At 43.5% G+C, this 6,499-nt stretch carries 7 protein-coding genes; 5 read left to right on the forward strand and 2 right to left on the reverse strand.

What is annotated here, in order from left to right:
* Positions 1-161: 161 nt before the first annotated feature.
* Genes KXQ82_RS04120 through lepB form a run of 5 tightly spaced genes read left to right on the forward strand, consistent with a single transcriptional unit; the run spans position 162 to position 4,813 of the window.
* Positions 162-968 carry a ParA family protein gene (locus tag KXQ82_RS04120; protein ID WP_219486863.1) on the forward strand — a complete coding sequence of 269 codons (807 nt, stop codon included), beginning with the start codon at positions 162-164 and terminating at the stop codon, positions 966-968.
* A 4-nt stretch (positions 969-972) separates the two neighbouring features.
* Positions 973-1,893, forward strand: coding sequence for a ParB/RepB/Spo0J family partition protein (locus KXQ82_RS04125; protein WP_219486864.1), 921 nt, complete (start codon positions 973-975; stop codon positions 1,891-1,893).
* 2 nt (positions 1,894-1,895) lie between these two features.
* The gene (locus KXQ82_RS04130) at positions 1,896-2,588 is read left to right on the forward strand and encodes a DUF5683 domain-containing protein (protein WP_219486865.1); all 693 of its coding nucleotides are present in this window, start codon (positions 1,896-1,898) and stop codon (positions 2,586-2,588) included.
* A complete protein-coding gene (gene dapB / locus KXQ82_RS04135) occupies positions 2,585-3,331 on the forward strand; it encodes a 4-hydroxy-tetrahydrodipicolinate reductase (RefSeq protein WP_219486866.1) in 747 nt (248 codons plus the stop codon). The genes KXQ82_RS04130 and dapB overlap by 4 nt, the downstream gene beginning before the upstream one ends.
* 15 nt (positions 3,332-3,346) lie before the next feature.
* Positions 3,347-4,813 carry a signal peptidase I gene (lepB, locus tag KXQ82_RS04140; protein ID WP_369412417.1) on the forward strand — a complete coding sequence of 489 codons (1,467 nt, stop codon included), beginning with the start codon at positions 3,347-3,349 and terminating at the stop codon, positions 4,811-4,813.
* 73 nt (positions 4,814-4,886) lie between these two features.
* Here lepB and KXQ82_RS04145 read toward each other — a convergent pair whose 3' ends face one another.
* Positions 4,887-5,366: a hypothetical protein gene (locus KXQ82_RS04145; protein WP_219486867.1), complete on the reverse strand. Its 480-nt coding sequence runs from the start codon at positions 5,364-5,366 to the stop codon at positions 4,887-4,889.
* Positions 5,367-5,384: 18 nt separating this feature from the next.
* Positions 5,385-6,461: an Ldh family oxidoreductase gene (locus KXQ82_RS04150; RefSeq protein ID WP_219486868.1), complete on the reverse strand. Its 1,077-nt coding sequence runs from the start codon at positions 6,459-6,461 to the stop codon at positions 5,385-5,387.
* Positions 6,462-6,499 lie beyond the last annotated feature (38 nt).

Here is a 6,499-nt window from a genome sequence, read left to right on the forward strand (position 1 = left end):
TTAGTGAATATGTTAGTATTTAGCTAAAGGTTTCGATTGCCTGATTAGATAATTTTGTATCTTTAGCGCGGTATAAAACTTCGGCGAAAACAGAATTTCCACATTTGTTTTCCGTTGTAAAGATACAGCCATTTTTCGGGTTTAAATTTATAAGATATACAATGAGTAAAATTATTGCCTTAGCCAATCAAAAGGGCGGTGTTGGTAAAACCACATCGTCAATAAACCTTGCAGCAAGCTTAGCCGTGCTGGAGTTTAAAACACTATTGGTTGATGCTGATCCGCAGGCAAATTCCACATCGGGTATCGGGTTTGATCCGCGTACCATTAAGAATAGCATTTACGAGTGTATCATTAATGATATTGACCCGAGGGATGCGATACAAAAAACCGATACACCTAACCTTGACTTGTTGCCCGCGCATATTGACCTGGTAGGTGCCGAAATAGAGATGATAAACCTTACCGACCGCGAATACAAAATGCGCGCGGTACTGGCCAAAGTGCGCGACGATTATGATTTTATCATTATCGATTGCTCGCCATCATTGGGTTTAATTACCATCAATGCCTTATCAGCAGCCGATTCGGTAATTATCCCTGTACAATGCGAGTATTTTGCGTTAGAAGGTTTGGGTAAATTATTAAATACAATTAAGATTGTACAGAACAGATTAAACACCAACCTGGAAATTGAGGGTATATTGTTAACCATGTATGATGTGCGCCTGCGCCTTTCAAACCAGGTGGTTGAAGAGGTGAAAACTCACTTTGAAAACCTGGTGTTTGACACAATTATACAACGAAATACCCGTTTAAGCGAAGCGCCAAGCTTTGGTTTATCGGTTATTATGCACGATGCCAATTGCAAGGGAGCCATAAATTACCTTAACCTTGCCCGCGAGATCGTTCGCAATAACGGCCTGATAAAGGAAGAAAATAACTTAACTACAGAAACAGTAGAATAATTAGATGAGTGCAGAAAAAAGAAACGCTTTAGGCAGGGGCCTCGGAGCACTTTTAAATGATGATGCTGTTAATGTAGCGCCAGGTAATAACAATAGTAATAACAGGAGTGTTGCATCAAGCCCGCAGGTTAATGATCTGGGTTCGGTGAACGAGATCAGGATAAGCGAGATAGAGGTTAACCCTTTTCAGCCCCGTACTGAGTTTGATCAGGAAGCATTAAAAGAACTTTCAGACTCCATCAAATTACAAGGCTTAATACAGCCTATTACGGTTCGTAAGGTAACATCAAACGCGTACCAGTTAATATCCGGCGAGCGGCGCTTACGTGCGTCAAAGTTAGCCGGGTTAACACAAATACCTGCTTATATCCGTACAGCTAACGATCAGCAAATGCTCGAAATGGCATTGATCGAGAATATACAACGCCAGGATCTTAATTCTATCGAGGTAGCATTAAGTTTTCAGCGTATGATAGAAGAGTGTAACCTGAAACAGGAAGAGCTTGGCGATCGCGTAAGCAAAAACCGTTCAACAGTTACAAATTACCTTCGCTTGTTAAAATTGCCCCCGGGCATACAGGCATCCATACGCGACGGGCAGATCAGTATGGGCCATGCTAAAGCGCTCATCACCATAAGCGACCCGGTTGCGCAGCTACATTTACATAAAATGGTTATCCAGCAGGAACTGTCGGTTAGAAAGACCGAACAACTTGCCCGCGACCTGCAACGCGCCATACCCAAGAAAGAAGGTAAAGCGCCCGAACCATTATCGTTCCAGGTGCAAAAGATACAGGACGACCTGGCATCTAAATTTGGTACACGGGTAAAACTAAAAATTAACGATGGTGGCAAAGGTGCTATCGAAATTCCGTTTTTATCGCAGGACGATTTGGGCCGTATTCTCGAAATGTTGGATTGGTAGGCATGCGTAAGTACCTGTTCTTAATTATATTTTTATTGGTTTGTATCGCCGCAAAGGCACAAACTCCCGATACTACAGTAAGCCGGAATATAAAGAACAGCCCCGCCCAAAAAAACGATACTGTGGTTTTGAAACCTTTCAGGGCAAAGTCGCAAGTAAAAAAAGAGAAGGTTTATCATCCTGATAGTAACCACAGTGTACGCGGTGCGCGTATTCGCTCAATGATACTCCCGGGCTGGGGGCAAATTTATAACAAGCATGGCCTATACTGGCGCTTGCCCCTTTTATATAGCGGTTTGGGCGCGCTTATCTACAATTTAATATCTAACGGCGGCGATTATAACGACTTTTTAAAAGAGTCGGAATGGCGTGCGCACGGGCGGCAAGGTGCTGAGCCTTTACCGGTTTATAACGGTACTATCATAACGAATATATCCGACCAAACCATATACGATTTTAAAGATCAATTGAGGCGTAACCGCGATCTGACCATATTTGGTCTGGTTGCAGTTTGGGGTATTAACGTTATTGATGCTTATGTTGAAGCTAAATTTATCCATTCGTACACCATGGATCAGGATCTGAGTTTTAAAGTCACCCCGCAATTAATGGCTGCTCCGCAACAACCTGTTTACGCTTCAAATTTAAATACTACATTTACGCCCGGTTTAAAAATTACATTTTTGTTCAAATGAAGATCGCATTATTAGGATACGGAAAAATGGGTAAGATGATCGAAAAGATCGCTACCGACCGCCACCACGAGATCGTATTAAAGATCGACCAGGATAACCTGGATAAGCTAACCGTAGAAAATCTGCAGAAAGCTGACGCCGCTATAGAGTTTAGTACCCCGGATACCGTTTTGAACAATATTCAAAAATGCTTTGAAGCGAATGTGCCCATCATTGTTGGTACAACAGGTTGGTATGGCCAATTGCAGCAAATAAAAGATGAGTGCGATAAGCGTAACAATGCGCTCATCTACGCATCTAACTTTAGTGTTGGCGTGAATGTGTTTTTCCACGTTAACAAAATACTGGCCAAAGTGATGAACCAATACCCGTACTACGATGTACAGGTTGAAGAGATACACCACGTACATAAACTGGATGCCCCAAGCGGTACCGCCATGACCATTGCCGAAGGGATAATAGAAAACCTGGACAGTAAAAGCGAGTGGGTTAATACCGTAGGTGAAGAGGTTACGGATGTGGCGCCAAAAAATAACCAACTGTTGATCGAGTCGTTACGGATTGACAGTGTACCCGGTACGCATACCGTGCTTTATGATTCGGAAGTGGATACCATCGAGTTTAAACACACCGCGCATAACCGTACAGGCTTTGCTTTAGGCGCAGTTTTAGCTGCCGAGTGGATACAAGGCAAAAAGGGCTTTTTTGAAGCTAAGGATATGTTTAGTTTTGATATTAAATAATTAAAAAATAAGATAGTGAACGTTATAGCATTTATTTTGGTTTTTATCATCGTGATCGGTGGACAATTCATCGGTTGTTGGTTTTTGTTTCAGAAAGCGGGTAAACCGGGTTGGATGGCTCTTATTCCAATTGTGAATGTCTATGTGATGATAGAGTTAAGTGGCAAGCCTAAATGGTGGATGTTGATGTTTTTTATACCCGGTGTTAATATCCTATTTGCGATAGGCTTATACATAGACTTTTTTAAGTCATATGGAAAATTCAAACTTTCTGATTGGATGAAAGGTATCTTATTAGGATTTTATTTTATGCCCAAATGGGGGCTTGATCCGAAAGTAAAATATCTTGGGGTTGTTGATGCCGAGTTTAAAGAGAAACACAAAGCTCATCTTAAAAAATCATCAGGGCAGGAGTGGACAGAAGCCATCATCTTCGCCGTTGTTGCCGCTACGCTTATCCGTACCTTCTTTATCGAGGCTTACACCATTCCTACACCATCAATGGAGCGCTCGCTTTTGGTTGGCGATTTCCTTTTTGTAAGTAAAGTAAATTACGGGCCACGCACGCCGATGACGCCTGTTGCATTCCCCTTCGCGCACCATACCATGCCTTTGTTAAACACCAAAGCATACTGGGATGGATGGGAATTGCCATATTACCGTTTACCGGGACTAAGCGAGGTGAAGAAAGGTGATGTAGTGGTGTTTAACTACCCTATGGATGCCGATTCGCCATTGTACCGCCCGGTTGATAAACGCGAGAACTATATTAAACGTTGCCAGGGTGCCCCCGGCGATACGCTGAGCGTAGTTGACGCGCAGGTATTTGTTAATGGTAAAGCCGCCCCGAACCCTCCGGGTGAGCAAATTGATTACTCGGTTACCAATAACTCTACCGAGCAGATCAACTCTAAAGTGAACGAAGACCTGAACATCACCTTTTACGAAGGCAATCCATCGCCAACCATGACGAAAGAGTCGGCCACTACGTTGAAGGGCTATTCTTATATTAAATCGGTTATACCTCTTATCCACCCGAAAGGCGAAAGCATGACCGGACAGATCTTCCCGACCAAATACCCTAAGCTGTATTCGTTTAACAACAAAACACCGGAGTATAAATGGAACATGGATAACTATGGCCCTATCATTATACCTAAAAAGGGTTGGACAGTTAAACTGGATAGTTTAACACTACCCCTATATGGCCGAGCTATTGAAGTTTACGAAGGCAATAAGTTAGAGATAAAAGGTACCGACATTTTTATAAATGGCAAAAAAACGGATACCTATACTTTTAAAATGAATTATTATTGGATGATGGGCGATAACCGCCATGATTCCGAAGATTCACGTTTCTGGGGCTTTGTTCCCGAAGACCATATCGTTGGCAAGGCCCTCTTCATTTGGATGAGTTGGGATGACAACGGCAGCTTCCTCAGCAAAATACGCTGGAGCAGGTTGTTCAGGGGAATACACTAAATAATGTAAGACGGAAGATGTAAAATGGAAGATGTGATAAGTTCATGTCTTCCATTTTTTTATTTATAGTTCTTTACTTCCCGTGTATTTCCACATTCGCAGGCAACAAGGCTTCGCCAAAGGCATGGATACTTACTAAGTACCGCCCATTATCATATATCCAAACCTGTTTCATCGCGTCGCTCTGTTTTGAAGTCAGGGTAAAGCCCAATGCCTTTAACTGGCTGATAATGGTATTCACATACATGGCCGGTTTAAAATCGTAGTTTATCGATGGGCGCATGATACCCTTTTTATCCTGGAACTCATTTTTTACGATCAATTCACTGTTAAAATCACCCTCTTTGCTATACTGGCTAATAGTTATGCCGTTAGTTACCACCGGCTTCAAAACTTTAAAGTGCCTTTGTGTGCTGATAAATTGCGCGGCTTCCTTATGCGATAATACGGTGAGGCGTATCAAATCGGCAACAGATACGGTCTGGCTTTTTGCTGTGAAACATAACAGGGGCAAAGTACAGGTTAAAGCAAGTGTTTTAAATAATTTATTCATTGGGTATTAATCTTATTATCAACTTAATTGGGCTATTCCAAAACGTTTAGCCAGTTCATCCAGGTCGGTAACCACGGCATCAACCAAAGGTATACCGTTTATCGCCCTGTCTGCTTCCGCTTCCAGTTCCGGCTCGCCGGGGATGATCACGGGCTGGTCAGGGTCAATCCGGTTGGCATCTTTAAAGCGCTGTATCCAAATATCCATATTAGCTTTAAACTCATCAACGGGTCTGAAACCATCAACGCGCATTGCGCCTAAAAAGTGCCCTATGCCTAAACCAACCGGGTCGGCAGGCGGTTCGAGGAATGAAACAAATGGCGGCACCCATGGCCCGTAATTAGCGCCCGATAGCACCGCTGATAGAATATCGACCGTAGCACTTAATCCAAAACCTTTATGGCTGCCATGCTCACGGTCACTGCCCAGAGGTAAAAGCGAGCCGCCTTTTTTCAAAGCATGCGGGTCGGTAGTAAAATCGCCGTGAGTATCTTGTATCCAGCCCTCGGGTACGGGTTTGCCGGCACGTTGTGCTATCTCTAATTTACCATTGGCTGCTGCCGATGTTGCCATATCTACCACCACTGGTGGATATTTACCTGCCGGGAAAGCGTAACACATGGGGTTGGTACCCAACATACGTTCATTCGAAAAGGTAGGAGCTACCAAAGGGCTGGCATTAGTCATGGCGTAGCCAATCATGTTACGTTCAACCGCCATTAAAGCGTGGTAACCTGATATGCCAAAATGATTTGAGTTACGCACCGCAACCCATCCCGAGCCATATTTTTCTGCCTTTTCTATAGCGATCTGCATCGCAAAAGGGGCAACCACCAAACCTAAGCCTGCATCGCCATCAACTGTTGCGGTAGTAGGTGTTTCGTGTACAATGCGGATGTTAGGTGTGGCATTGATGCGTTTCTTCTCCCAAAGTCTCACATAGCCACTCAAACGGGCCACCCCGTGCGAGTCAATACCCCGCATATCCGAACGTATCAGTACATCGGCAGCAAGCTTTGCATGCGCATCGCTGCAGCCCATAGCCAGGAATATATTTTGGGTAAAAGCACGTAAGTTTACTTCTGGAAAAGTCATGCAACAAAGGTATAATTTATGAGCGCTAATTCAACAAC

Source organism: Mucilaginibacter rivuli (genome assembly GCF_019391655.1).
Taxonomy (GTDB): domain Bacteria; phylum Bacteroidota; class Bacteroidia; order Sphingobacteriales; family Sphingobacteriaceae; genus Mucilaginibacter; species Mucilaginibacter rivuli.

Excerpts from the sequence above, each read along its gene's own strand:
- KXQ82_RS04120 (WP_219486863.1), top strand. The coding sequence starts at position 162 with ATGAGTAAAATTATTGCCTTAGCCAATCAAAAGGGCGGTGTTGGTAAA.
- KXQ82_RS04125 (WP_219486864.1), top strand. The coding sequence starts at position 973 with ATGAGTGCAGAAAAAAGAAACGCTTTAGGCAGGGGCCTCGGAGCACTT.
- KXQ82_RS04130 (WP_219486865.1), top strand. The coding sequence starts at position 1,896 with ATGCGTAAGTACCTGTTCTTAATTATATTTTTATTGGTTTGTATCGCC.
- dapB (WP_219486866.1), top strand. The coding sequence starts at position 2,585 with ATGAAGATCGCATTATTAGGATACGGAAAAATGGGTAAGATGATCGAA.
- KXQ82_RS04145 (WP_219486867.1), bottom strand. The coding sequence starts at position 5,366 with ATGAATAAATTATTTAAAACACTTGCTTTAACCTGTACTTTGCCCCTG.
- KXQ82_RS04150 (WP_219486868.1), bottom strand. The coding sequence starts at position 6,461 with ATGACTTTTCCAGAAGTAAACTTACGTGCTTTTACCCAAAATATATTC.